This window comes from Streptosporangium roseum DSM 43021 (assembly GCF_000024865.1).
GTDB lineage: Bacteria > Actinomycetota > Actinomycetes > Streptosporangiales > Streptosporangiaceae > Streptosporangium > Streptosporangium roseum.
Genome location: NC_013595.1, coordinates 8,495,084 through 8,518,660 on the forward strand (window position 1 = coordinate 8,495,084; position 23,577 = coordinate 8,518,660).

Below are 23,577 nucleotides of genomic sequence, written 5' to 3' on the forward strand. Positions count from 1 at the left end.
CTAACCGATCTTGCCGTCGACGATGGCCTGGAGCTCGGTCATGCCCTGCTCGAAGGCGACCTTGCCGGTCCAGACCTTCAGCAGGTGGTCGTTGATGTCCTTGGTGAGACCCGGCACGGCGACCTCCTCGGGGTAGTTGGCGAAGCCGGTGTCACGGACGTCCAGGAGCGTCTGGGCGTGCGCCGGGTAGTTGTCCTCCAGCACGATCTGCTCGGCGCCCTTGACCGAGGGGACCGCGCCGCCGCCCTTGAGCCGCTGGAGCTGCCCCTCCTTGCTGACGAACTCGGTCAGGAAGGTGAAGGCCTCCTTGGCGTTCTTGGAGTCCTTGTTCAGCGCGAGGTAGGAGGCCGCGACCGCGCCGGGCATCGGCTGGCCGGTCTCCGACGGGAACGGCACGATGTCGTAGTTGGGCAGGTCGCCGCCCTTCTTGACCACGTCGATCACCCACCGGCCGCCGGCGTAGAAGCCGGCCTTGCCCCGCAGGAACTGGGTGTTGGCGCCGTTGCTGGCGGGCAGCACGTCGACCGACAGGAAGGTCTTGTCCGCGTACCCCTTGGCGAGGGTCTCCAGGGCCTTACGGGACTTGGGGTCGGTGGTGGCGACGAACTTGCCGCCGTCCCAGACCTTGCCGCCGAAGCCGCCGATCATGCTGTAGGTCGAGCCGTACCAGTTCCAGAAGAGGGAGCCGGCCTTGCCCGCGGCCTTGAGCTTGGCGTTCATCTCCAGGTATTTGGCCATGGTCCACTTGCCGGCCGCGTTCAGCTCGGCCGGGTCCTCGGTGATCCCGGCCTCCTTGAGCGCCTTCTTGCCGTACCAGAGGACCTCGGGGCTGGTGTCGTTCGGGATGCCGTAGATCTGGCCGTCCTTCTTGGCCCCGCCGTAGATGCCCTCGAAGTAGTCCTCGGGCTTGCTCTTGCTGTCCGGGCCGGCGAGCTTGTCGTTGAGCGGGGCGAGCACCCCGGCGGCGACGAACTTGCCGACGTTGTCGTCTCCGACGAAGAAGACGTCGGGCGCGGTCTTGGAGGTGAGCTGGGTGAGGAGCTTGGGGTGGTACTCCTCGTACTTGGGGACCGTCTCCATCTTCAGCACGATGTTCGGGTGGCGCTTCATGAAGTCGTCGTTGAAGCCCTTGTAGAGCGCGACGTCCTCGGCCGAGCCCCAGGTCGACCACCGGATGGTGACCTTTCCGCCGGCGGACGCGCCGCCGCTGGTCGTGCCGCCGCCGCTGCCGCTGCACGCGGCGGTGACGGTGGCGGTCAGGGCCAGGGCCGCTGCGGCCAGGGCTTTTTTGGAGATGGGGAAAGACACGGTGTGCCTCCTGGGGGTGTGATTTTCGGGGGGGTGGGTTAGGCGAGTCCGCCACCGTCGACGACCAGGGCCGCGCCGGTGACGTAGCTGGCGGCGTCGCTCGCCAGGAAGAGGACGGCCTGGGCGATCTCGTCGGGACTGCCCGCGCGGCCCATCGGGCGGTCGGCGGCGTCGGCGGCGAAGGCGGCCCAGTCCTCCGAGAGCTGGCGGGCCTCCTCGCGGAGCATGGGGGTGTCGGTGTCACCCGGGTTGACCGAGTTGACGCGGATGCCGGCCTTGGCGTGGTCGATGGCCAGGGCGCGGGTCATGTTGACCACGGCGGCCTTGGAGGCGCAGTAGGAGATGGCGTTGCCGCCGCCCTTGAGACCCCAGCCGGAGCCGGTGTTCACGATCGAGCCGCCGTCCTTCATGGCGGGGATCGCGTGCTTGCACATGAGGAAGACCGAGCGGACGTTGACCGCCATGACCCGGTCCCACTCGTCGGCCGTGATGTCCAGGGCGGTGGTCCGGCGGATGATCCCGGCGTTGTTGAACAGCACGTGCAGCCCGCCGAAGGTCTCCACGGCGGTCCGTACGGCCCGCTCGCAGTCGGCCTCGGAGGCCACGTCGGTCCTGACCGCCACGGCCCTGCCGCCCTCGGCCTCGATCTCCCCGACCACCTTCGCGGCACCGGGGGCGTCGAGGTCGGCGACCACGACGGCCGCGCCCTGGCGGGCGAAGAGCAGCGCGGTGGCCCGGCCGATGCCGGACGCGCCGCCGGTGACGATGGCGACCTTGTCAGTCAGGGTGGTCATGCGGGGAACTCCTCGATCGCGGAACGGATCCGGTACATCGCGCTCTCGCGATATCCGGTGATGACGGAGACGTGGCCGCCGACGAGGGCGTCCGCCTCCGGGTCTCCGGTGTCGGCCAGCAGCGGCCGCCCGCCGAGGCCGGCGAGCTTCTGCTGGGTGGCCAGGACGACCAGCCCTCCGGAGGCCATGATCTTTTTCAGTACGGCCGGGCTGATCTGCTGGTTGCCCCGGCCGAGCACGAACCCCTGCCCGCCGATCACCGAGACGACGGCGTGGCTCTCGCACCCGTCGACGAGATCGGCGAGCTGCCGCTCGGTGACGTCGGCGGCGACCAGCTCACCGTCCTGGACCACGTCCACGCCGAGCAGCGTGGTGGCCAGGCCGAGCCGCCGGCCGACGGCCATGGTGGTGGCGCCGGGGCCGAGGACGTAGCGGGCGCCGGGCCGCATCCGGGCCACGACCTCCCGGGCGATGCCCTCGGCCGATCCGGGGGCGGCCGAGGACGAGCCGACCTTGCGGCCCGACAGTCGTGTCCGGGCGGCGGGCACGCGCAGGGTGCCGTAGAGCCGGGGACCGACCCGGCCCCGCCGGTAGGCCTCCTCGTCGAGGTCCACCACCTCGGCCTCGACCGTCCCGGCGACGTCCCGGCCGAACCCGGCGGCCATGTCCCCCGCCGTGGCGGGGCTGACCGCGAAGCATCCGGAGTAGACCTTCACCCCCGCCGGGACGCCGAGCACCGGGCAGGACGGCGAGCCGTCGAGCACGTCCCTGGCGGTGCCGTCTCCCCCGGCGAACAGCAGCAGGTCGACGTCCTTCATGGCCGCGACGGCCGCCGTCGTGTCCCGCGGGGACGACGGGTCGCCGGGCGGGAGCCGCAGGAGCTCCGGGACGGCCCCGGCCGCCCGCGCGCTGTGCTCGCCCATCGGACCGGCGACGGTGAGGATCCTCGTGCCGGGACGCCGGGCCATCAGGGTCCGCACGGCCTGCGCCGCGCGGTCCCCGGCCCGGGGGGAGGCCCCTCTGGCCAGGGCCTCCCGCTGGACGTCGGGGCCGTCGCTGCCCTTGAGACCGGCCGGGCCGCCGATGCCCGCGACCGGGTTGACGATCAGCCCGACCAGGAGGTCCCCGCCGCCCGGGGGCACGGACGCCGGGGGCGTGGCGGAGGCCGCCGGCGCCGAGGGGGTCGGGGACGTGGCGGGAGCGGCCGGCCGGTCGGTGGTCACGCCAGGTGCTTGCGGGTGTAGGCGCGCCAGGTGGGCGACCACTGCTTGGGGTCGTCCAGCGACGTCTGATCGATCTTGTGGACCGTCTGGTTGTAAGGAGCGCCCCTGACGTACTCGGGATCGCGGCGGGCCTCGTCGGCGACGTGGGCGAGGATCGCGGCGTACTCGTCGAGGTCCTCCTGGGAGTAGGACTCGGTCGGCTCCAGGGTGAAGGGCTCGGGGACCAGATAGGGGTGGTGGCTGGTCCAGTAGTGCACGCCGAAGTCGGCGGCTCGGACGCCGATCTCCTCCGAGTGCACGCCCGTCTCCTCGAACAGGCCCTGCCAGGAGTAGCGGACCTGCTCCAGGCGGCCCCCGCCCCAGTGGGCGGAGGCGCCGGGGATCTGGAGGATCCTGTGCATCAGGTAGTTGTTGTTGAGCACCGCGGTCTCGGCGACCTCGCGCAGGCCCTCGGCGCCCAGCGCCATGACCCAGGCGTAGGCGCGGACCACGTTCGGGGTGACGCCGAGGAAGGGGCGCGTCTTGCCGACCGACAGCGGCCTGTCGGCGTCGAGGTGGTACCTCTCTCCGTCGAACTCGACGACCGGGCCCGGCAGGAAGGGGGCGAGCGCCTCGGAGACGCAGCTGGCGCCCCCGGCCGGGCCGCCGCACATGTGCGGGGTGGAGAAGGTCTTGTGCAGGTTGAAGTGGCACAGGTCGAACCCGGCGTCGGCGGCGCGGGTGATGCCCAGGAGGCCGTTGGCGTTGGCCTGGTCGTAGCAGGCCAGCCCCCCGGCCTCGTGCACCAGCGAGACGAACTCCTCGATGCGCGGGTTGAAGATGCCCGTGTCCTCGGGGTTGGTGATCATCAGGGCCGCGGTGCGGGGACCGACGGCGGCGCGCAGTGCCTCGATGTCGGGGTAGCCGTTCTCGTCCGGCATCAACGTGATGACCTCGTACCCGGCGGTCTTGGCGCAGGCCGCGTTGGAGGGGTGGGAGAACATCGTGGTGATGACCTGGTCGCGCTGCCGCCCCTCGCCGCGCGAGGCGTGGTAGGCGCGGATCATCGCGATGTTGGCGTAGATCGCGGCCGACCCGGAGGCGGGCTGGAGCGAGACCCGGTGCATGCCGGAGATCTCGGCCAGCATCCTCTCCATCCGCCAGTAGACCTCCAGGACGCCCTGCACGGTGTCGTCGGGCTGGAGCGGGTGGAGCTCGGCCACCTTGGGGTCGCTGACGAAGCGGTCGTTGACCTTGGGGCTGTACTTCATGGTGCAGGTGCCCTGGCCGACCGCGATGGCCTGGTCGACGCCCAGGTTCTCCTGCGACAGCCGGACGTAGTGCCGCAGCACGTGGAGCTGCGCCATCTCGGGCAGCTTGGGCGGCTCGGCCCGCCGTACCGACTCGGGCAGTTCCACCGCGGGCACCCCCGCGGCCGGTACGGCGATGCCCCGGCGGCCGGGACGCGACTGCTCGAAGATGATCGGCTCGTCCCAGCGGGCCTGGTGGAACCGGCGCAGCGGCGGCTTGGGCGCGACCGGCAGCTCGGCGAACGACTCTCCTGAGTGCCCACTCACGACAGTTCCTCCTGTACGGCTGCCGCCAGCCGGTCGATGTCGTCCTTGGAGTGCCGCTCGGTCACGCAGACCAGCAGCGTGCGGTCGTCCAGCCGGACGCCGCCGAAAATGCCGTGCCCGCGCAGCGCGGCCAGGAGATCGTCGGCCGAGGGCACCTCGATCGCGAACTCGCGGAAGTGGACGGCGCCCGGGTGCAGCACCCGGGCTCCGGCGGCGGCGAGCCGGTCCATCGCGTAGCGGGTGCGGGCCAGGACCGTCTCGCCGAGCTCGCGCATGCCCTCGGGGCCCATCAGCGCGAGGTAGACCCCGGCCGTGATGCCCCACAGGGCGGCGGCGGTGCCCACCCATTCCTTGCCCTCCTCGCGGTGGGCGAAGGAGGTCCGGTCGTAGAAGACGTCGCCGAAGCCGTACTCGCCGGGGACCGCGGTGGGCGCGATGCCGAACAGCCGCGAGGGGAACTCGGCGACCAGGCGCTCCTCGTCGCGGGTGGCGATGTAGCCGGCGTGGCCGCCGCCGTAGCTCTGGTGCATGCCGAGCGACTGGATGTCGCCGCAGGCGATGTCCGCGCCGTAGGCGGCGGGCGGGGCGAGCACGCCCAGCGAGATCGGGTCGGCCGAGACGACCAGGAGCGCGCCGGCGCCGTGCGCCAGGTCGGCGAGCTCGCGGCCCCGCGTCTCCACGACCCCGTAGACGTTCGGGGTCTCCAGGTAGATCGCGGCGAAGGTCTCGTCGATCTCCACGTCGCCGATCTCGCCGCCCGCCCCGACCGGGGCGACGACGATCTCGATGTCGTGGGCGAGGAAGTCGCGGAGCTTGCTCATCTTGTCCGCGCTGACGGCCCCGCTGACCAGCACCTTCGAGCGGCCGGTGTAGCGGGCCGCCATCCGGATGGCGGTCCCGGACGCCTGGTAGCCGTCGTAGGTCGGGACGTTGACGACGTCCATCTCCAGCAGTTCGGCCATCATGCTGACGTACTCGAACATGGCCTGGAAGCGGCCGTGGTCCTCGTACGGCTCGCCCGCGTAGGCGGTGAGGAACTCGCTGCGCCCGTTGACCTCGTCGCAGACGGCCGGGACGTGGTGCGGGTAGCAGCCGTGGCCCAGGAAGCTGAGCGCCTCGGTGGTGTCGGTGTTGCGTGCCAGCAGCCCGCGCATGTGCGTGACCAGCTCATGCTCGGACGCCATCGGCGCGGGCAGGTCCAGCGGGCGGTCCAGGCGGAGGCCCGCCGGGATGGCCGCGTAGAACTCCTCGACGCTCGCGGCGCCGATGGCGGCGAGCATCTCGGCCCGCACGCCCGGTTCGGCGTTCGGGATGTAGGGGTGTGTCACCGTTCTCCTTCGGTTGGCTCGGCTCCGGTGCGGAGCACCACGGCGTCGCGGGGCGGGATGTCGATCCGGCCCCGCAGGTCGCGGCCGGTGAGCAGGTCGGTCCCCGGCTCCCGGAGGTCCACCCGGGCGGGGGTCGTCGCGTGGTTGAGCAGGAAGAGGTAGCGGCCCCGGCGGGTGGCCTCCACGCCCTCGGGCACGTCGGCCACCGGCCGGACGCCCGCGGCCGCCAGGACCTCGGTCAGGACGGGGGTGACGTCGTCGAGCAGGCAGCTCAGGTAGGTGGCGTTCCCGCGCCGGGTGATCGCCGCCTGCCCGTCCAGGTCGCCGCCCTCGTAACGGGCGAGCACCTCGGCGTCCTCGACGCGGAGCCATTCGGCCCAGGTCCGCGCCGGTACGGCCGGCGGCCCGTCCCCCCGCAGCCCCGGCGCGAGCCGTACCCGCTGGGTCAGGCCGTCGGGGAGCGGCCAGAACTCGTCCACCGTCAGGCCGAGCAGCTCGCGCAGCGGGCCGGGGGCGCCGCCGTCGTGGACCTGGTCGGCCGGGTCGACGACGCCGCTGAACGGGCCGACGACGAGGTGCCCGTCGAAGGCGGCCAGGTGACCGGCCTGCTCCTCGGTGCACATGTAGAGGTTGGGGGCGATCACCACGCGGTAGCCGGACAGGTCGCGGCCCGCCGGGACGAGGTCCACCGCGATGCCGCGGGCGTGCATCGGCGCGTACCAGGCCTGCAGGAGCTCCTTGAGCCTGAGCCGGTCGGACGGCATCGACTCGGGAGCCTCCAGGCCCCACCAGCTGTCCCAGTCGAGGACCAGCGCGACGTCGGCGTGCGTCCCGGACCCGGCGATCTCGGCGAGACGCCTGAGGTCGGCGCCGAGCCGTACCGTGTCCTGCCAGCCGCGCGAGGCGGTGCCGCCGTGCGGGAGCAGCGCGGAGTGGAACTTCTCCGGACCGTACTTGGCCTGCCGCCACTGGAAGAACATCGCGCCGTCCGCGCCGTGGGCCAGCGCCTGGAGGCTGTGCAGGCGCATCATCCCCGGCGGTTTGGGAGCGTTGACCTCGCGCCAGCTCACCGCGCTCGACGCCTGCTCCAGCAGGATCCACGGCCGCTGCTTCAGCGAGCGCATCAGGTCGTAGCTGAGCGCGACGGCCACGTGCGAGGAGGGGTCGGCAGGGTCGGGGTAGGCGTCGTCGCTGACGACGTCCTCGGCCGCGGCCCACTTCCAGTAGTCCAGGCCGTGCAGGATGCTCATGAAGTTGGTGGTCACCGGGACGTCCGGGGTGACCTCGCGCAGCACGGCCTTCTCCAGCTCGAAGCACTCCAGCAGCGCGTCGGAGCTGAAGCGGCGCCAGTCGAGGACCTGGGCGGGGTTCACCGGGCCCGGCGCCTTGCGCGGCGGGTTGACCTGGTCGAACGCGGTGTAGTGCTGACCCCAGCAGGAGGTGCCCCAGGCGGCGTTCAGGCCGTCGACCGACCCGTGGCGGTCCCGCAGCCAGCGCCGGAAGTGGCGGGCGGACTCCTCGCAGAAGCATTCGAGGGTGTGGTCGGCGTACTCGTTGCCGATGTGCCACATGGCCAGCGCCGGGTGGCCGGCGTAGCGCTCGGCCATCGTCCGCGCCAGCCGTACCGTGGCCTCGCGGAAGACCGGCGAGCTGGGGCAGTAGCTCTGGCGGGAGCCGAAGTCGAGGCGGGTCCCCGCGGCGTCCACCGGGAGCACCTCCGGGTGCTCGCGCACCAGCCAGGGCGGCGGGGTGGCGGTGGCGGTGGCCAGGTCGGCGGCGACGCCGTGCTCGTGGAGGAGGTCCAGGACCCGGTCCAGCCAGCCGAAGTCGTACTCCCCCGGGCGCGGTTCGAGACGGGACCAGGAGAAGACCGCGACGGTCGCCATGGTGACCCCGGCTTCGGACATCAGCCTGACGTCCTCGTCCCAGACGTGCTCCGGCCACTGCTCGGGGTTGTAGTCACCACCGAACAGCAGACCGGAAACCCTGGTCAGACCCACCCGTAACTCCGATCTATGACATGTAATATTTTGTATGCAGAATTCATAGTGCAGTATTTTGCATCACGTCAAGTGGGTACGCTTGGCACAAGATCAATCCAAGGAGTGCCATGCCGATCGAGCGGCGCCCTCTCCGCGAGCAGATCCGCGAGGAGCTCATGCTCCGGCTCGACCGGGGAGACTTCGCGGCGGGGACCGACATCAACGAGGCCGCCCTCGCCGGGGAGCTCGGCGTCAGCCGCACCCCGCTGCGCGAGGCACTGATCACGCTCGCGGGTGAGGGCGTGCTGGAGAGCAACCAGGGCAGAGGGTTCCGGTTCGCGCCGGTCAGCCGTAAGGAGTTCCGGGAGCTGTGCGCCATCGTGGCGGCACTGGAGGCGCTCGCCCTGGAGAGCTCGGACCCGGCCTACCTGAAGAAGATCGCCCCGGAGCTGCTCGGGCTCGCCCAGGACTTCTCCGACAACATCGCCGAGCGGCAGGACATCGAAAGCCACGACGACGAGTGGCACGACCTGCTGCTCAGCGGGTGCGGCAACGAGCGGCTGCTCGATCTGATCACCAGTGTCAAGGCGGGCATGCGCCGCTACGCCCACCTGATGACCGGGGAGAGCACCCCGATGGAACGCGCCGCCGAGGAGCACTGCCGGGTGGCCGAGCGCCTGATCGACGGCGACCTGGAGGGCGCGGCGGCGGCCCTGAGGGACAACTGGGTCAACGGCATGGAGCGGATGATGTCCCGCATCCCCTGACCCACGCCTCCGGGAGGGGGGATCGGGGGTGGGGCGCCACGGCGCCCGGTGTCGTCACGGCGGCCCCGGCGCCCGTCCACCGGCCAGTTGCCCGCGTCACCGTGCCGGCCGGATACGGCTAACGCTCGGCGAGGGTGACGCAGGCGACACGGGGACCGGCGGTGCCCGCGTCGGCCCCGGTCTTGGTGGTCGGCTTCGCGTGGATCACCAGGGAGCGGGGCAGCCGGGTGGGGACGAACGCCCAGTCCTGCTTGGCGGTGGCGGTGGCCGCCCCCCGGGCGTCGGTGGTGAAGTCCAGCCACACCTCGTTGTCGGCGCTCGCGTGGCTGTGGGCGTGCTGGTAGTGCGGGCCCGCGTCTTCGGGCTTGGCTCCGCACGGGTTGACGTGCAGGTGCGCGCCATAGGTCCGTTCGGGCAGCAGGCCCCCGACCGTGAGCGTGGAGGTGGCCAGCACCGCCCCCGACTCGGCCGTGAGCCTGGCCGAGGCGCCGGGGGGTGCCAGCCTGACGTTGTAGGCGACGGCCGAGGCCTTCGGCGCCGGCGCGGCGAGCGTGCCGCCCCCGGAGAGCCGGACCCCGGCGGCGCCCGGGGCACCCGGGGTGGGCGCGGCCGGCTGGGGGACGGCCTCCGGCGCGCCACAGGCCACGCTCAGCAGACCGACGGCGACGAGAGCCACGAGGACGCGCATCCGACATCTCCTTGAGGAGGAACGGCAGGACAGGCACCCACTCTAACGAGTAATCAACTGATCACATAGGGTATTGGCCGTTCCGGCCCCGCGTGTCCGCGCCCGCGCCCGCCTCAGGTGTGGGATGCGGCGATGGCGTCGATGCGGGCGGCGAGGGTGAAGTCCATCTCGGTCAGGCCGCCGGCGTCGTGGGTGGACAGGGCCAGGTGGAGGGTGCGCCAGCGGATGTCGATGTCGGGATGGTGGTTGAGCTTCTCGGCCTCGACGGCGACCTCGTCGACGATGCGGATCGCCGTCGGGAAGTCGGGGGCCTTGATCGTCCGGCGGATCTCGTCGCCCTCGCGCCGCCACTCGGGCACGCCGGTCAGCCTCTGGTCCACCGCGGAGTCATCAAGCAGGTCCATCGGTCCAGGACATCACGTCCCCGGCGAACACGCCAAGCCGGGGCAGCCTGCTCGCGCGCCGGGCCATGGCCATGATGCCCCGCGCCATGGACGTGGCGTGGCCGCTGTGGTCGAGGACCCGCTCAAGCTCCGGGAGGAGGCCGGGCAGCCGGGCGAGGCTCCAGTCGTGCCACGCGGACAGGCGGGTGCCGCCGCTGTCGGGGTCCTCGGCACGGTAGGCGGCCAGCACCGGGCACTCGCCGTGGATCCGGCGGAGCCACGCCTCGATGTCGGCGTTGAGGGCCGCGATCCGGGAGGGGGCGGCGTAGAGCCAGCCGTCCTCGCCGATCCGGTCGGGCTCGCCCGCGGCGGCGGGATAGGCGCGGACCACCGCGCCGTGCAGGAACAGGCCGCTGGCCACCATGAGCTGGCGTCCCTCGCACCAGTCGACCGCTCCCCGCAGCGGGACCGGCACAGCGTCGGCGATGGCCGCGCGCTGGGAGCTCGTGGGCTCGCGGGCGAAGCGCACGTGGACTTCGGCCCACATGTAGTAGTTGGCCTCCCCCGCCCCGAAGAACGGGAAGGGGAAGGCCTGTTCGTGGTCTGCCATACAGAGGTCTCCGAGGGGCGCAGGGGTCCGTTCCGACTAAGGACGACTCCCGAGGCCCCCCGGGGGATTACCGGCCGGGCACCTTTATTTGACGGCGCCGGAGGTGAGACCCGACTGGATCTGACGCTGGAAGATGATGTAGATGATCATGACGGGGATGATGGTCATGCTCAGCGCGGCGAACATGCCCGGCCAGTCGGCCTCGTAGCCGGCGTTGGTGGAGATGTTCGCGACACCCTGGGTGATCAGCCACTTGTCCTCGACGTTGCCGGACAGCAGCACGATCGGCAGGAGGTACTGGTTCCACTGGCCCAGGATGTTGAAGATCGTGATGCTGACCAGGCCGGGCTTGGCCATCGGCACCATGATCTGGAAGAACGTCCTGGTATGGGAGCAGCCGTCCATCATCGCCGCCTCGGCCACCGAGGTCGGCAGCGTTTTGAAGAACGCCGACAGGAAGAAGACCGTGAAGGGGAGCGAGTAGGCGGTGTAGACCAGGATCACGCCGAGGTGGGTGTCGATCAGGCCGAGGTTCTTCACCACGAAGAACAGCGGGACCAGGGCGAGGAAGACCGGGAAGGTCATGCCCGAGACGAACAGGAAGTAGATCGCCCGGTTGCCGGGGAAGGTGTAGCGCGACAGCACGTAGGCGGCCATCGAGCCCAGCAGCATGGTCGCGGCCGTGCTGCACACCACCACGAAGACGGTGTTGATCATGTACTGGCCGATGTGGGCCTTCTCCCAGGCCCGGCCCCAGGCGTCCCATCCGAAGGAGGACGGGAGCGTGATGGGGTCGCCGAAGATCTCGGTGTTGTTCTTGAAGGAGGCCAGGAAGGTCCACAGGATCGGGCCGATGATCAGGATCGCCCAGATCACCAGCGCGATGTGGGACATCGCCCCGAAGACGCCCAGCGGGTTCTTCCGCTTCCTGGGCCTGCCGTGGGAGGCGCCCGACCGGGAGGACGGCTTGTAACGCGTGTCCGTGGCCATCAGAACTCGATCCTCTCGCGCCGGGTCACGCGCAGAGTGAGTGCCGCGAACGTGATGGTCATGAAGAACAGCGCCACACCCATCGCCGACGCGTAGCCGAACTTGGAGAAGTTGAACGCCGTACGCCAGATCTCCAGCGGCAGCACCGTCGTGGAGTTGTCGGGTCCGCCCCGGTCGACCGAGAGCACCTGGACCAGGGCGAAGGCGTCGAAGGCGGCGATGCCCAGGTAGACCCAGGCGACCTGCATGGTGTCCCACAGCAGCGGGAGCGTGATCTTGAAGAAGAGGGTGTAGCGGCCCGCCCCGTCCAGGGCGGCGGCCTCGAACACGTCCTTCGGGATGGAGGACATGCCGGCCGAGAACAGGACCACGTAGAAGCCGACCGCCTGCCAGACCATCACACCGATGATCGCCAGCAGGGCGATGTTCGGATCGATGAGCCAGCCGACCGGGTCGATGCCGACCTTGCCCAGCAGGCCGTTGATGACGCCGGTCTCGTCCGGACGGTAGATCGTCTGGAAGAGGACGCCGACGATGGCCACGGCCAGGACCTGGGGCAGGAAGAAGATCACCCGATAGACCTTCGAGCCCCAGATCCCGCTCATCTGACCGCCCTTCTGCCCGCCGCTCAGGTTGAGCAGGAAGGAGAAGAACAGGGCGATCACGATGGTGACCAGCGGCATGACAAGCAGCAGAACACCGTGGTGACGCACCGCGGCCCAGAAGACCTCGTCGTCCAGGAGCCGGGAGAAGTTCTCCAGGCCGATGAACTGAGGGTTTGCCGAGACGCCCTTCCAGTTGGTCAGCGCGATGTAGAAAGCCTGGACGTACGGGCTGATCACGAAGACCACGTAGAGGAGCACCGGCGCGGCGAGGAAGCCGACGATGAACCGATACCTGCCATGCTGCATTGGTGCCTACACCGTCCGGTTCTGCTTGGTGATGGACGAGTCGGCCTTGGTCTTGTCGGCGGCCTTCTGCATCTTCTCGCAGAACTCGTCGGCGGAGATGCGGCCGAACATCAGCGCGTTGGTGTGCTTGCGCAGGTCGGTCTCAAGCTCCTTGTACCAGTTCTCGAAGTCGCTGCGGGTGACGATGTTCGAGCCGGCCGCGGTCTGCGCGGCGCTGAGGCTCGCGTTGCCGGGCGACAGGTCCAGGCCGTCGGCGGCACCGGTGACGACGGTGATGTTGCCGGACTTCTCGGTGAAGCCGCGGGCGCCCTCCTTGGAGAGCATGATGCGCAGGTACTCCAGGCCGCCCTTGGGGTTCTTGGACTTGGCGGGGACGATGTAGGCCTCGCCGGCGGCGGCGCGGATGGCCTCGAACGGCAGCTTGTCGGCCGCGGTGACGCTCGGGGTGGGCGTCAGGGCGTACTTGAACTCCTTGGGCGTCTGGCTCTTCTGCTCGTTCTCCAGCCAGGAGCCGGTCGGGTAGAGGGCGATCTTGCCCTGGTTCTGCCGGGTCTGCACGTCGGTGTGGATCAGGCCCTCGAAGGACTTGTCCATGTACTTGCCGATCTCGGCCCAGGCGGCGGCGGACTGCTTGACCGAGTCGCGCTTCCAGACGCCGTCGACGAGGTTGTCGATGTCGATCAGGAGCTGGTTGCCCTCGATCTTCGCGGCGGAGATGAGGATCATCCAGTAGGCGTAGTAGGAGGCGTTCTTGCCCGCGTACGCGAAGGGGGTGATCCCGGCGGCCTTGGCCTTCTCACAGAAGGCCTTGAACTCCTCGAAGGTCTTCGGCGGGGTCCAGCCGTTCTTCTCGAACAGGACCGAGTCGTACCAGAGGCCGTAGGCCGAGAAGACGTAGTTCATCAGGTACGGCTTGTTGTCGATGAGACCCGACTCGACGGTGCCCGGCGCGACCGTGTCGCGCACCTTCTTGGCGGGGTCGTCGATGGAGGGGGCGTCCCACAGCTCGGTGAGCTCCAGCAGCTGGCCCTCCTGCTGCAGCGCGCCGTTGTCCATCAGGTCGGTGCCCGAGTTGGCGATCATGTCCGGGACGTCGCCGCCGGCGAAGCGGGGCTGCAGGGTCTGCGCGATCTGCTGCGTGGCGACGTGCTTGACCGTGGCCTTGGGGAAGGCCTTCTTGTACAGCGGCTCGTGGACCTCGGTCGCGTAGCTGTCGCCGAGACCGCCCTTGAAGATGACGACTTCGAGCGGAGCGTCGGCGGCGACGCCGAACGGGTTGGCCGCGGAGACCGCGCCACCCGCGGACGGGGCCGCGGAGGTGGTCGCCGCGGGGCTGGAGCCGCCACCGGTGGCACAGGCGCTGAGGAGCCCGGCGCCGGGACCGGCCACCAGAGCGGTCAGGCCGATCCGGCGGAGCATCTGCCGCCGGGTGATATCTCCGGGCGTACCGACCGAATTGGACATGTAACCCTCCTGGACGGGGGATCAATTAGGAAAGTTTCCTAAACGTTTGCCCGAAGGTACGTACCCCTGGAGTCCACCGTCAAGAGGTCGCAGCCGGTCTAGACCGAGCCGTAATGTCCTCGCGACATTTCCGGTAGAAAGCAAACGTCAAAGGAGGACATTCCCCTGACAGATCGGCACACAGTACCCCATAACCCCAGCAAGACCATTGACTCCGGGACTTGCGGGAGAGTAAGGGATGCACGCCTTCCGGCGGCCCATGAGCGGCAACCGGTCTAGACCAGATAATGATGGTTTGCCGCCCACCACCGCAAGCCCCTACTTTTGCTGACATGTTGCTGGCGGAGCAGCGTCGTCTGCTGTGTGAATACGGCCGCAGGGCCGCGGAGACCGGACTCGTGGTCGGCACTGCCGGAAACCTGAGCGCGCGCGCCGGCGATCTGATCGCGGTGACGCCCAGCGGGGTCTCCCTGGACCGGCTGGAACCCGAGGCCTGCCCGGTGATCGACGTCGAGGGCCACCTGGTCGAGGGAGAGCTGCAGCCGTCCTCCGAGACGCCCATGCACCTGGCGGTCTATACGACCACCGACGCGCGGGCCGTGGTGCACACCCACTCCACCTTCGGCACCGTGGTCGCCACGACCATGACCGAGCTGCCGCCGATCCACTACAACACGCTGCTGCTCGGCGGGACCGTCAGGGTCGCCGACTACGCCACCTTCGGCACCCCCGAGCTGGCCGCCAACGTCAGGGCCGCCCTGAAGGACAGGCGGGCCGCGCTGCTGGCCAACCACGGCGGGGTGACCGTCGGCGACGACCTGCACAAGGCCTTCGAGGCGACCCGGCTGCTGGAATGGCTCTGCGAGGTCTACGTGCGGGCCAAGTCCGTCGGCGAGCCCCGGGTGCTCACCGAGGAACAGCTCTCCGCGGTGGTCCAGCGCGCCTTCTCCCCTCCCCGTTTCCCCCGTCGCGAGGACTGATCCCATGCCCCTCCAGCTCACCGGCGCCCCTGGCGACCCGGATCTGATCCGCCTCCCCTGGGACGTCCCGCTGGAGCAGTGGCCCGAACACCACCTGGTCTCGCTGCCACGCGGCATCTCCCGGCACGTGGTGCGCTTCGCCCGGCTCTCCGGCAGGGTCTACGCGATCAAGGAGATCAGCGAGTACTACGCCAAGCGGGAATACCGCCTGCTGTGGGACCTGAACCGGCTGGACACCCCGTCGGTGGAGCCGGTGGCCGTGGTCACCGGGCGGACCGGCGCGGACGGGCAGCCGCTCGACTCCGCGCTGATCACCCAGCACCTGCAGTTCTCCCTGCCCTACCGGGCGGTCATGTCGGGCACGGTCCGGCCCGAGACGCTCAACCGGCTGCTCGACGCGCTGGCCGTACTGCTGGTCCGGCTGCACCTGACCGGTTTCTACTGGGGGGACTGCTCGCTGTCGAACGTGCTGTTCCGCCGGGACGCGGGCTCCTTCGCCGCCTACCTGGTCGACGCCGAGACCGGGGAGCTCCACCCCATGATCAGCGAGGGCCAGCGGCTGTACGACATCGACGTCGCGCACACCAACATCTTCGGCGAGATGCTCGACCTGGAGGCGGGTGGCCTGCTCCACTCCTCCATCGACCCCGAGCAGGTCGCCGACTCGGTCTGCGCGCGCTATCGCGGGCTCTGGAGCGAGCTCACCTCCGACGAGATCATCGACGAGGTGGACTGGCACATGATCGACCAGCGGATCCGCCGGCTGAACACCCTCGGCTTCGACGTCGCCGAGATGATGGTCCGCCGCAAGGCCGGCACCGGCCGGCTGATCGTCCGCCCCAAGGTCGTGGACGCCGGCCACCACCAGCGCAGGCTCCTCAGGCTCACCGGTCTGGACGTGGAGGAGAACCAGGCCAGGCGGCTGCTGAACGACCTCGACTCGTTCCGGGTGTCGTACGGCCTGCGCCACGAGGACGAGGCGATCGTGGCCCACCGGTGGCTGGCGGAGGTTTTCCACCCCACGGTGGAGACCGTCCCGCAGGAACTGCGGCACAAGCTGGAACCGGCCCAGCTCTTCCACGAGATGCTCGACCACCGCTGGTTCATGTCCGAGGCGGCCGGCAACGACGTCGGCCTCCCCGCCGCCGTGGATTCCTATGTGAAGAACGTTCTTGTCTTCAAGCCGGACGAGCAGGCGCTCATTACCGAGGACTGACGGACGTTTTACTCCTCGGGTTATAGATCCTTATACCTGGTTATCTTTTCTTCTATCTCCCCGTGTATCACATGCAATCAGGACAGTTTGGGTTCCAGGTGATATCCCTACGCTGACCGGGCGACGTCACGAAAGTCGTTGGCGAGGGAGAGCCCGTGCTCGGAATCGAAGACTGCCTGGCTGAGGTCATGGCCATCCCCGGCGCCCTGGACGCGATCCTGATCGATCAGACCAGCGGGACGGCCGTGGCCGTCGGCGGCGGGAGCCGCCACGTCGACACGGAGAAGTCGGCCGCGGGGTTGAGCGAGACCCTGCGGGCGACGCTGGACGGACTCGCCACGACCTCTCCCGGCGGAACGATCCGGATCAGCGACATGATCATAACAACGGATAACGGACATCATTTATTAAGGCCGCTGGAAACGGTTTTCGACGGCCCTCTGGTGATTTATGTACGGCTCGATCTGGAGCGCTCGAATCTGGCTCTGGCCCGCCATCGCCTTCAGGCCCTTTCCGGCCGACTTATAACGACGTGAAGCCATGGCGACCGTGGAGAGCGTACTCAGCGGGCTGGCGGACGATCGCGCCACGGGCGCGCTGCGGCTGGGCAAGGCCGGGATGTTCTACCTCACCGGCGGCCGGGTGACCTACGCCGAGAGCGCGGCCGCCCCGCGGCTGGAGGATCTGCTGACCGCCGGCCGGAGGGTCTCCGCCCACGCCGTACGGCAGGCCAGGCAGTCCGCCGGCGAGGACCGGCGGGGCGGCGAGCTGCTGGTCTCCCAGGGCGTGCTCACCCGGGGCGAGCTGGAGTTCTGCGTGCTGAGCGCGGTGCTCGACGCCGTCTACTTCCTGTTCGACGCCACCGGGCACCGGCCGAGGTTCCGGCCGGGCGACCGGCACTGGCTCGGCCCCCAGTGGTACTTCGACGTGACCGGACTGCTCCGGGAGTGCAGGCGAAGGAGGACGCAGTTGGACCAGGCCTGGCCGTCCGCCGAACTGGACACGCTTCCGGTCGTCCCGGTGGGACGCGTCCCCTGCCAGCGGGTGGTGCTGACCTCGCTCCAGTGGGAGGTGCTGGTCGGCGCCGACTCGGCGGCGACCCCCGGTGACCTGGCGCGCAAGCTCGGCCGCCCGGCCTACTCGGTGCTGCTCGCCGTACGGCAGCTCGCCGCGGCCGGGCTGATCCGCACCTCCGCGGCGGGGCCCGACGAGCCCGAGGCGCTGCCCAGGCGGACGAAGGGCGGCACCGACGACTCCAGGAGCCTCGCGGCCGTCGCGACGGAGACCTCCGGGCCATCCGCGCCGCTCCCCCCGATGACGGGCGACCCCACCGACGTGAACCTGCTCATCCGGCTCAGAAACGCATTGGAGGCACTCTCGTGAGCTTGGTCCGGCGCCGATGAGGCTGCGGACGCTGAAGCTGATCGGAAGGAGGATGCCAGTGGAACTACGTGACGAGGTGCGCCGGGAGATGGCGTTGCTGCGGGAGCGCATCCCGGACGTGGACGGATGCATCGCGTGCAGCGTCGACGGCCTGACGATAGCCAGCGATCTCAACGACGGCGCCGAGCAGACCGGCGCGCTGTCGTCCGCGCTGCTGGCCCTCAGCCGCCGGATGACGGGCATGGCCGGCAAGGGCGCCTTCGAGGAGACGCTGATCTCCGGCACCAACGGCTACGCGGCCTGCTACGCCGCCGGTCCAAAGATCGTCCTCACAGTTCTCGCCCGCCCCGGGACCAACCTCGGGCTGCTGCGGCTGGAGGGCCGCAAGACCGCGGCGAACGTCGCCGCCATCACATCCCGCATATCGATAACCCAGTGATCGGAGACAACATGGGCAACATGGACATCTCTCTCAAAGAGATGATGACGATCGACGGCGCCATCGGCGCGGTGGTCGTGGACTACAACAGCGGCATGGCGCTGGGGGCCCTCGGCGGCTCCAAAGAGCTCGATCTCCAGGTCGCGGCGGCGGGCAACACCGAGGTCGTCAAGGCCAAGATGCGGACCATGGAGTCGCTGGGGCTCAAGGACGGCATCGAGGACATCCTCATCACGCTCAGCGGCCAGTACCACGTGATCCGCCCGGTCAGCGGCCGGGGCGGCAAGGGGCTCTTCCTCTACCTGGCACTGGACCGCAGCCGGGCCAACCTGGCGCTCGCGCGGCACCACATGCGCGGCATCGAGGAGAAGCTCGAAGTCTGATCCTCCGGTACGGCTTGCGCCCCGGGAGGCGCAAGCCGTACCGGAGCTCAACCGTCGGCCACGGCGGTGAGCTCGTCGATCGCGGCGACGAACTCGGGCCAGAGCGGGCGCGGCAGGTCGTGACCCATCCCGGGGAAGGTGATCAGCCTGGCCCCGGGGATCGCCCCGGCCGTGGCGATGCCCCCGGAGAGCGGCACGAGCTGGTCGTCCTCGCCGTGCAGCACGAGGGCGGGCACCTCAAGGTCCTTGAGCAGCGGCGCGCGGTCGCCGGAGGCGATGATCCCGGCGAGCTGCCTGGCCGTACCGGCCGGGTCGTAGGAGCGGTCGTAGCTCAGCCCGGCCACCCGGGCGATCCGGTCGCGGTCGAGCGGGTATCCCGGCGAGCCGATGACCTCCCAGGTCACCAGCGACTGCCGGATCGCCGTCTCGCGATCGGCCGAGACCGGCCCCATGAGCGCCGCCATCGCGGCCTTGCTGGGCGGGGCGGCGTGCGGGCTGGGTGTGGACATGATGGAGGTGAGGCTGCGCACCCGGCGCGGGTGGCGGATCGCCAGCGACTGGGCGATCATGCCTCCCATCGAGGCGCCGACCACGTGCGCGGACTCCCAGCCGAGCGCGTCGAGCAGCCCGGCGGCGTCGTCGGCCATGTCGTCCAGCAGGTAGGGGGCCCGCCCGTCGCCGCCGAAGGCGGGCACCGCGGCGTCGCGGAGATGGGTGGACTCGCCGGCGTCCCGGTTGTCGAACCTGACCACGTGGTGCCCGCGGCCGGCGAGCAGCTCGCAGAACCCCTCGTCCCAGTGGATGAGCTGGGCGCCGAGTCCCATGATCAGGAGAAGCGGGCGGCCCGCGGGCGAGCCGAAGGTCTCGTAGGCGAGCTCTATGCCGTTCGCCGGAGCGCGCAGGATCATGGCGCTCCCGCCGCGCCGGTCATGCCGGATGCCGTGCTGGTCACAGGAAACAGAATGTCATTCGGTAGAAATGAGAGCAAGAGCGGACACGCCGTACGGCGTGTCCGCTCTTGCTTCTCGACGGGGGTGCGAGCCGGGGAGGTGGAGGGGGCTCGCGGGGGACGCGGAGGAGGGCTTCCACCCTCCCCGCGGTCTCGCGTTACTTGTTGACGACCTGCGGCGGGGTGGCCGGGTTGTTGTCCATGCGGCCCCACGCGCCGGCGGAGAACGGCACGGGGTAGTTCTTCTTGCCCACGCCGTTGCCCCACTTGGTGATGACGTAGTCGACCTTGATGTGGCCCATGCCGCCGTTGCCGTCCACGCCGAGCGTGTCGGAGTTGAAGGTGCCGCCGGTCAGGTCGGCGAAGGTCTTGGCGTCGAGGTCGATCATGACGCCGCTGCTGGAGGGCACGCCGGGACCGCGGTCGCCGACGAAGAACTTGGCCTTCTTGCCCTTGTAGACGACGTAGCCCTCGGTCAGGAGGGGCCAGCTCGGGCTGGCGATCATGCCCTTCTGCATGGGCTTGCCGCTCGCGGGCAGGCCGGTGTCGCCTGCGCGGCCGGAGGAGTCGTCCCAGAAGTACGAGGCCTTGGTGGAGCCCTTCAGCAGGACGCTCTCGGCGCCGGACTCGGAGCCGGGGGTGGAGGAGGCGCCGGCCGCGGCGGGGAGCGCCGAGACGACGCCCGCGGAGGTCAGGACGCTCGCACCGAGGAGGGTGGCGGCCAGGAACCGGTTCTTACGTATGCCAAGGGAGAAACGCATGAGGTAGAAGACTCTTTCGCGAGGGAACGGGGAGGACGCGTGCGCCGTGAAGAGGCGCAGGCGAATACGCGCTCACAGACAGAAGAGGCGTAGCCGGGCAGCCCAGGCGCTACGCGGAGCGCGGTGGGGGGCGCCGCGTTCGGACGCGGCAAGGAAGTCTTAGAGGGTCGGCGCCAATGAGGCGGGTACCGACAGGAAGAGGGCGGTGTGCCCCATTGGTGATCTCCTCTCCATCTCGTCTACCGGGTTAGCTGACGGATTCGGGCGGTGGAGTTGCCCTACCGCCGCAGGTTCGCGGCGGATTCACCCCAAGAAGTGGGTCCCCGGTTCCCGTGGCCCTGACGGCCTCCGGGATTCGACGTCGGCCGGCCGCTCCTTCCGCTGAAGGGCAGGTCACCAACCGATCACGAATAGGACACTAGCGCCCATTCAGGCACAAAGCAAAACAAAACCCATGGAAAACCCAGAAGATCTACCTTCATCGGCCAAGAAAGGGCCATTGGCCAAGTCTTGACCACTCCGCCTGAGACGTTGACCTCACCGGGACTATTGGGAAAGTTATCTGATAGTTAACCGATGATCATGCCCTTGACCTGCATGTCCTTACTTCTCATCCCCCGCCGCATCCCGCTTGACGAACAATTGCAGGATTGCCGCGGTCGTCGCGGCGGCCGGCGCCCCGGCCCTTCTCACGGCGGTGACGTTCACCTCCGCATACATCCACGGGTCGATGGAAACGCCGGTCAGCCGGGGGTTACGCGTGCTTCTTGAAAGATCCGGAGACGCCTGACCCGCCGCGTGTAAAGCCCCGGTCACGACCGGCGATACCCAGCCGCCGGACGGCTGGAACGGGCAACCTCGCCGACGCCGGCGGCAAGCAATGCCTGCTCGTCCACCCGCCGCACGCGTGAACCGCGGGCGAGACCCGCCGCTCCGGCGCTTCCCGCTCGGATGATCAGTCCCACCAGAACGACCAGGCGTTCCTGCCCATGATCTCCTGGGCGTAGTCGACCAGCGTCCCGGCGCTGTAGATGACGCTGTCGGGGCAGAACGTCCAGTGCTCGGCGGCGACGTGCAGGGCGTGTTCGGGGGTGACCGGGGGGGCGGCGACGCTCAGGTCCAGGGTGTTGAAGCCGACGCCGACCACCCGCGCCCCGAACCTGTCCTCCCAGCTCCGCACCACGGCCGCGAGCGGGACCATCCACTCGTTGTGGTTCAGCGCGCCCTGCCATCCCATGACGGCCAGCACGTCGGCCCCTCGATCCGCCGCGACCAGCCCGAGCGGGGTCCTGCGCTCGGCCACCATCCCGGCGTACCAGTCGGCGACCACGCCGGGATCGGCGGCGAGCTTCCCCGAGGCGGCCGGCCCCGGGCACCGCGGGCCGAAGGGGGCCAGCAGTTCGAGCTGGTCGGCGTGGGCCTTCTCGATCCAGTCCGACCACACCTCGGCCATGAACGCGGCGGCGTGGTAGTTGTCGATCTCGGCCACCGCGTCCGGGGCGATCTGCCCGGCCGACCACGGCTGGACGGAGTCCTCCAGCAGCACCGGCCACAGGCCCGAGCGCCCGTGCTCGGCCCGCAGCCCGGCCCAGAGCTCGCCGGAGACCGGCAGGTCGCTCAGCCAGAACGCCGGACGGTGGTCGATCGCGAACTTCGCGTAACCGGGATCGGGCCAGACCACGTCCCCGGGCGGCAGCACGCTGGAGAGCGTGCGCCCGTCACCGCCGTCGGCGAACAGCTGGCCCAGCACTGGCGGAAGTTGCCCACGCTCGCAATCGCTCATCCCTACCGATCCGATCCTGCCCACGGGTCAATTTTGGCCTGTCAGGCACTCCGAGCGACAGTTAGCCCCGGGACCGGGCGAAAATCATCGGTATCACGCCGGACGGGAGCCGGCGCCGGGCGGCGCGCGACAGGTGGCCGGGCGGATCAGGAATCGAGAAGCACCGGTCACCGCGCCGCAACTAACGTGACCGCTATGGACATCACCATTCACACGACCTCCCTTCCTCATGACGACCCGGACGCCGCCCTGGTCTTCTACCGCGACACCCTCGGCTTCGAGGTCCGCAGCGACGTCGGACACGGCAAGATGCGCTGGATCACGGTCGGCCCCGTCGGCCGGCCCGGCACTTCCATCCTCCTGGCGCCGCCGGCCGCCGACCCCGGCGTCACCGAGGACGAGCGCCGCACCATCGTCGAGATGATGGCCAAGGGCACCTACGGCTGGATCCTGCTGGCCACCCCCGACCTCGACGGCATCTTCGAGAAGGTGCAGGCCGGCGGCGCCGAGGTCGTCCAGGAGCCGACCGATCAGCCGTACGGCGTTCGCGACTGCGCCTTCCGCGATCCCGCGGGCAACCTGATCCGCATCCAGGAGCTTCGCTGAGCCGTCCGGCGACCGATCGGGCCTCGGTGGCCGGTGCTTCCACGCCTCCCCGCGATGCCGGCCACCGGACCGAGGCGTTCTCCACCCTCGGCTTGTACGCAGGTGTTTGCGAACATCGATGAAAGGGTTCCCTCATGTGTCATCCCGCATGGGCGCACGCGCTTGTCGCCGCGCAACGACTGGTCGACTTCGCGCGGCTGCGCCGCGTCCGCGACCGGATCGACCGGGAGTACGCGCGGCCGCTGAACGTCGAGGCACTCGCCCTCGACGCGGCCATGCCGGCCGTGCACCTCAGCCGGCAGTTCCAGATCGCGTACGGCGAGTCGCCGTACGCCTATCTGACGGCACGTCGCGTCGAGCGCGCGACGGCGCTGCTGCGTCGCGGCGATCTCAGCGTCACCGAGGTCTGCTCCTCGGTCGGCTGCTCATCGCCGGACACCTTCAGCGCCCGCTTCACCGAGCTGGTCGGCATGTCGCCCACCACCTACCAGCGCCGCGCGGCAGACCGCCGGGGCCCGGGGTTGACCGATGAGCGCTAACCTGACCACCGTGAACCCTCCCGCCCGCGCCTTCGACCAGCGCATCCGCGACACGCTGGACCGGCTTGAGCACGACGTCGACGCCTGGTTCGCCACCGCCGACCCGGCGGGCCTGCCGTACCTCGTGCCGCTGTCGTTCCTCTGGGACGGCCAGGCCCTGCTCGTCTCCACGGCCAGGACCAACCCGACGGCCAGGTTCCTGGAGGCCACCGGCAAGGTCAGGGTGGCGCTCGGCCCCACCCGCGACGTCGTCCTGATCGACGCCGAGGTGCGCGAGGTGATACCCGCCGCCGAGATCCCGGCCGAGGTCGGCGACGCCTTCGCCGTCAAGGCGGGTTTCGACCCGCGCAAGCAGCGCGGCGCCTACCCCTACTTCCGGATCGTCCCGCTCCAGGTGCAGGCCTGGCGCGAGGCGAACGAGCTCGCCGGGCGCGATCTCATGATCGACGGAAAGTGGCTCAGCGCTCCGGACACGGATCGATCTCCCGCAGCCGGGTGAGGAGGTCGCGCGGCTGGGCGCCATGCGGCACTTGC

General features: G+C 69.9%; 25 protein-coding genes and 1 riboswitch. Of the genes, 10 read left to right on the forward strand and 15 right to left on the reverse strand.

The window, feature by feature from the left end; translation table 11 throughout:
* Genes SROS_RS37140 through SROS_RS37165 form a run of 6 tightly spaced genes read right to left on the reverse strand, consistent with a single transcriptional unit; the run spans position 1 to position 8,209 of the window.
* Positions 1-1,308, reverse strand: coding sequence for an ABC transporter substrate-binding protein (locus SROS_RS37140; RefSeq protein ID WP_012894096.1), 1,308 nt, complete (start codon positions 1,306-1,308; stop codon positions 1-3).
* Positions 1,309-1,346: 38 nt separating this feature from the next.
* Entirely contained in the window at positions 1,347-2,102 is a 756-nt protein-coding gene (locus SROS_RS37145; protein WP_012894097.1) for an SDR family NAD(P)-dependent oxidoreductase, read from the reverse strand.
* Positions 2,099-3,325: an ATP-NAD kinase family protein gene (locus tag SROS_RS37150; protein ID WP_012894098.1), complete on the reverse strand. Its 1,227-nt coding sequence runs from the start codon at positions 3,323-3,325 to the stop codon at positions 2,099-2,101. The genes SROS_RS37145 and SROS_RS37150 overlap by 4 nt, the downstream gene beginning before the upstream one ends.
* On the reverse strand, positions 3,322-4,881 hold the full coding sequence (gene gcvPB / locus SROS_RS37155) for an aminomethyl-transferring glycine dehydrogenase subunit GcvPB (RefSeq protein ID WP_012894099.1): 1,560 nt from the start codon (positions 4,879-4,881) through the stop codon (positions 3,322-3,324). Before gcvPB ends, SROS_RS37150 begins: the two co-directional genes overlap by 4 nt.
* A complete protein-coding gene (gene gcvPA, locus SROS_RS37160; protein ID WP_012894100.1) occupies positions 4,878-6,209 on the reverse strand; it encodes an aminomethyl-transferring glycine dehydrogenase subunit GcvPA in 1,332 nt (443 codons plus the stop codon). The genes gcvPB and gcvPA overlap by 4 nt, the downstream gene beginning before the upstream one ends.
* Positions 6,206-8,209, reverse strand: a complete 2,004-nt coding sequence (locus SROS_RS37165; protein WP_012894101.1) for a beta-galactosidase — start codon at positions 8,207-8,209, stop codon at positions 6,206-6,208. Before SROS_RS37165 ends, gcvPA begins: the two co-directional genes overlap by 4 nt.
* 110 nt (positions 8,210-8,319) lie before the next feature.
* Between SROS_RS37165 and SROS_RS37170 the strand changes: the two genes are divergently transcribed.
* Positions 8,320-8,958 (forward strand): GntR family transcriptional regulator, encoded by a 639-nt coding sequence (locus SROS_RS37170; protein WP_012894102.1) that lies wholly within the window; start codon positions 8,320-8,322, stop codon positions 8,956-8,958.
* Between the two features lie 118 nt (positions 8,959-9,076).
* Here SROS_RS37170 and SROS_RS46495 read toward each other — a convergent pair whose 3' ends face one another.
* From SROS_RS46495 to ngcE, 6 genes are all read right to left on the reverse strand, one after another.
* The gene (locus SROS_RS46495; RefSeq protein WP_012894103.1) at positions 9,077-9,646 is read right to left on the reverse strand and encodes a superoxide dismutase family protein; all 570 of its coding nucleotides are present in this window, start codon (positions 9,644-9,646) and stop codon (positions 9,077-9,079) included.
* Between the two features lie 113 nt (positions 9,647-9,759).
* Entirely contained in the window at positions 9,760-10,050 is a 291-nt protein-coding gene (locus tag SROS_RS37180; protein ID WP_012894104.1) for a 4a-hydroxytetrahydrobiopterin dehydratase, read from the reverse strand.
* Positions 10,037-10,639: a hypothetical protein gene (locus tag SROS_RS37185; protein WP_012894105.1), complete on the reverse strand. Its 603-nt coding sequence runs from the start codon at positions 10,637-10,639 to the stop codon at positions 10,037-10,039. The genes SROS_RS37180 and SROS_RS37185 overlap by 14 nt, the downstream gene beginning before the upstream one ends.
* An 84-nt stretch (positions 10,640-10,723) precedes the next feature.
* Positions 10,724-11,629 carry a carbohydrate ABC transporter permease gene (locus tag SROS_RS37190; RefSeq protein WP_012894106.1) on the reverse strand — a complete coding sequence of 302 codons (906 nt, stop codon included), beginning with the start codon at positions 11,627-11,629 and terminating at the stop codon, positions 10,724-10,726.
* Complete coding sequence (locus SROS_RS37195) at positions 11,629-12,540, reverse strand: carbohydrate ABC transporter permease (protein ID WP_012894107.1); 912 nt, start codon at positions 12,538-12,540, stop codon at positions 11,629-11,631. The genes SROS_RS37190 and SROS_RS37195 overlap by 1 nt, the downstream gene beginning before the upstream one ends.
* Before the next feature lie 6 nt (positions 12,541-12,546).
* Positions 12,547-14,004 carry an N-acetylglucosamine/diacetylchitobiose ABC transporter substrate-binding protein gene (ngcE, locus tag SROS_RS37200; RefSeq protein ID WP_012894108.1) on the reverse strand — a complete coding sequence of 486 codons (1,458 nt, stop codon included), beginning with the start codon at positions 14,002-14,004 and terminating at the stop codon, positions 12,547-12,549.
* 332 nt (positions 14,005-14,336) lie between these two features.
* On the opposite strand from ngcE, the gene SROS_RS37205 reads away from it, so the two are divergent.
* The 6 genes from SROS_RS37205 (at position 14,337) to SROS_RS37230 (ending at position 18,405) form a co-directional block, all read left to right on the forward strand.
* Entirely contained in the window at positions 14,337-14,984 is a 648-nt protein-coding gene (locus SROS_RS37205; protein ID WP_012894109.1) for a class II aldolase/adducin family protein, read from the forward strand.
* A 4-nt stretch (positions 14,985-14,988) separates the two neighbouring features.
* The gene (locus SROS_RS37210; protein WP_012894110.1) at positions 14,989-16,200 is read left to right on the forward strand and encodes a DUF4032 domain-containing protein; all 1,212 of its coding nucleotides are present in this window, start codon (positions 14,989-14,991) and stop codon (positions 16,198-16,200) included.
* A 155-nt stretch (positions 16,201-16,355) separates the two neighbouring features.
* Positions 16,356-16,736 (forward strand): hypothetical protein, encoded by a 381-nt coding sequence (locus SROS_RS37215; protein ID WP_012894111.1) that lies wholly within the window; start codon positions 16,356-16,358, stop codon positions 16,734-16,736.
* 4 nt (positions 16,737-16,740) lie between these two features.
* On the forward strand, positions 16,741-17,583 hold the full coding sequence (locus SROS_RS37220) for a MarR family transcriptional regulator (RefSeq protein WP_012894112.1): 843 nt from the start codon (positions 16,741-16,743) through the stop codon (positions 17,581-17,583).
* A 52-nt stretch (positions 17,584-17,635) separates the two neighbouring features.
* Positions 17,636-18,022, forward strand: a complete 387-nt coding sequence (locus SROS_RS37225; protein WP_425358623.1) for a roadblock/LC7 domain-containing protein — start codon at positions 17,636-17,638, stop codon at positions 18,020-18,022.
* Between the two features lie 11 nt (positions 18,023-18,033).
* Complete coding sequence (locus SROS_RS37230; protein ID WP_012894114.1) at positions 18,034-18,405, forward strand: hypothetical protein; 372 nt, start codon at positions 18,034-18,036, stop codon at positions 18,403-18,405.
* Between the two features lie 47 nt (positions 18,406-18,452).
* Here the strand turns inward: SROS_RS37230 and SROS_RS37235 are convergent, their stop codons facing one another.
* The 3 genes from SROS_RS37235 to SROS_RS37245 all read right to left on the reverse strand — a co-directional run bounded on the left by SROS_RS37235 (position 18,453) and on the right by SROS_RS37245 (position 21,865).
* Positions 18,453-19,313, reverse strand: a complete 861-nt coding sequence (locus SROS_RS37235; RefSeq protein WP_012894115.1) for an alpha/beta fold hydrolase — start codon at positions 19,311-19,313, stop codon at positions 18,453-18,455.
* Positions 19,314-19,512: 199 nt separating this feature from the next.
* Positions 19,513-20,115, reverse strand: a complete 603-nt coding sequence (locus SROS_RS54285; RefSeq protein ID WP_012894116.1) for a hypothetical protein — start codon at positions 20,113-20,115, stop codon at positions 19,513-19,515.
* 221 nt (positions 20,116-20,336) lie between these two features.
* Positions 20,337-20,486: riboswitch (cyclic di-AMP (ydaO/yuaA leader) on the reverse strand.
* 584 nt (positions 20,487-21,070) lie between these two features.
* Positions 21,071-21,865, reverse strand: coding sequence for a DUF4253 domain-containing protein (locus SROS_RS37245; RefSeq protein WP_245564422.1), 795 nt, complete (start codon positions 21,863-21,865; stop codon positions 21,071-21,073).
* Positions 21,866-22,093: 228 nt separating this feature from the next.
* On the opposite strand from SROS_RS37245, the gene SROS_RS37250 reads away from it, so the two are divergent.
* The 3 genes from SROS_RS37250 to SROS_RS37260 all read left to right on the forward strand — a co-directional run bounded on the left by SROS_RS37250 (position 22,094) and on the right by SROS_RS37260 (position 23,542).
* Positions 22,094-22,504, forward strand: coding sequence for a VOC family protein (locus tag SROS_RS37250; RefSeq protein ID WP_012894118.1), 411 nt, complete (start codon positions 22,094-22,096; stop codon positions 22,502-22,504).
* A gap of 134 nt (positions 22,505-22,638) precedes the next feature.
* A complete protein-coding gene (locus SROS_RS37255) occupies positions 22,639-23,043 on the forward strand; it encodes a helix-turn-helix transcriptional regulator (RefSeq protein WP_012894119.1) in 405 nt (134 codons plus the stop codon).
* Complete coding sequence (locus tag SROS_RS37260; RefSeq protein WP_012894120.1) at positions 23,033-23,542, forward strand: pyridoxamine 5'-phosphate oxidase family protein; 510 nt, start codon at positions 23,033-23,035, stop codon at positions 23,540-23,542. The genes SROS_RS37255 and SROS_RS37260 overlap by 11 nt, the downstream gene beginning before the upstream one ends.
* Positions 23,543-23,577 lie beyond the last annotated feature (35 nt).

Bases quoted from the DNA above. Each gene is read 5' to 3' on its own strand.
- SROS_RS37145 (WP_012894097.1), bottom strand. From the start codon at position 2,102: ATGACCACCCTGACTGACAAGGTCGCCATCGTCACCGGCGGCGCGTCC.
- SROS_RS37170 (WP_012894102.1), top strand. From the start codon at position 8,320: ATGCCGATCGAGCGGCGCCCTCTCCGCGAGCAGATCCGCGAGGAGCTC.
- SROS_RS46495 (WP_012894103.1), bottom strand. From the start codon at position 9,646: ATGCGCGTCCTCGTGGCTCTCGTCGCCGTCGGTCTGCTGAGCGTGGCC.
- SROS_RS37180 (WP_012894104.1), bottom strand. From the start codon at position 10,050: ATGGACCTGCTTGATGACTCCGCGGTGGACCAGAGGCTGACCGGCGTG.
- SROS_RS37185 (WP_012894105.1), bottom strand. From the start codon at position 10,639: ATGGCAGACCACGAACAGGCCTTCCCCTTCCCGTTCTTCGGGGCGGGG.
- SROS_RS37190 (WP_012894106.1), bottom strand. From the start codon at position 11,629: ATGGCCACGGACACGCGTTACAAGCCGTCCTCCCGGTCGGGCGCCTCC.
- SROS_RS37195 (WP_012894107.1), bottom strand. From the start codon at position 12,540: ATGCAGCATGGCAGGTATCGGTTCATCGTCGGCTTCCTCGCCGCGCCG.
- ngcE (WP_012894108.1), bottom strand. From the start codon at position 14,004: ATGTCCAATTCGGTCGGTACGCCCGGAGATATCACCCGGCGGCAGATG.
- SROS_RS37205 (WP_012894109.1), top strand. From the start codon at position 14,337: ATGTTGCTGGCGGAGCAGCGTCGTCTGCTGTGTGAATACGGCCGCAGG.
- SROS_RS37210 (WP_012894110.1), top strand. From the start codon at position 14,989: ATGCCCCTCCAGCTCACCGGCGCCCCTGGCGACCCGGATCTGATCCGC.
- SROS_RS37220 (WP_012894112.1), top strand. From the start codon at position 16,741: ATGGCGACCGTGGAGAGCGTACTCAGCGGGCTGGCGGACGATCGCGCC.
- SROS_RS37225 (WP_425358623.1), top strand. From the start codon at position 17,636: ATGCCAGTGGAACTACGTGACGAGGTGCGCCGGGAGATGGCGTTGCTG.
- SROS_RS37230 (WP_012894114.1), top strand. From the start codon at position 18,034: ATGGGCAACATGGACATCTCTCTCAAAGAGATGATGACGATCGACGGC.
- SROS_RS37235 (WP_012894115.1), bottom strand. From the start codon at position 19,313: ATGATCCTGCGCGCTCCGGCGAACGGCATAGAGCTCGCCTACGAGACC.
- SROS_RS54285 (WP_012894116.1), bottom strand. From the start codon at position 20,115: ATGCGTTTCTCCCTTGGCATACGTAAGAACCGGTTCCTGGCCGCCACC.
- SROS_RS37250 (WP_012894118.1), top strand. From the start codon at position 22,094: ATGGACATCACCATTCACACGACCTCCCTTCCTCATGACGACCCGGAC.
- SROS_RS37255 (WP_012894119.1), top strand. From the start codon at position 22,639: ATGTGTCATCCCGCATGGGCGCACGCGCTTGTCGCCGCGCAACGACTG.
- SROS_RS37260 (WP_012894120.1), top strand. From the start codon at position 23,033: ATGAGCGCTAACCTGACCACCGTGAACCCTCCCGCCCGCGCCTTCGAC.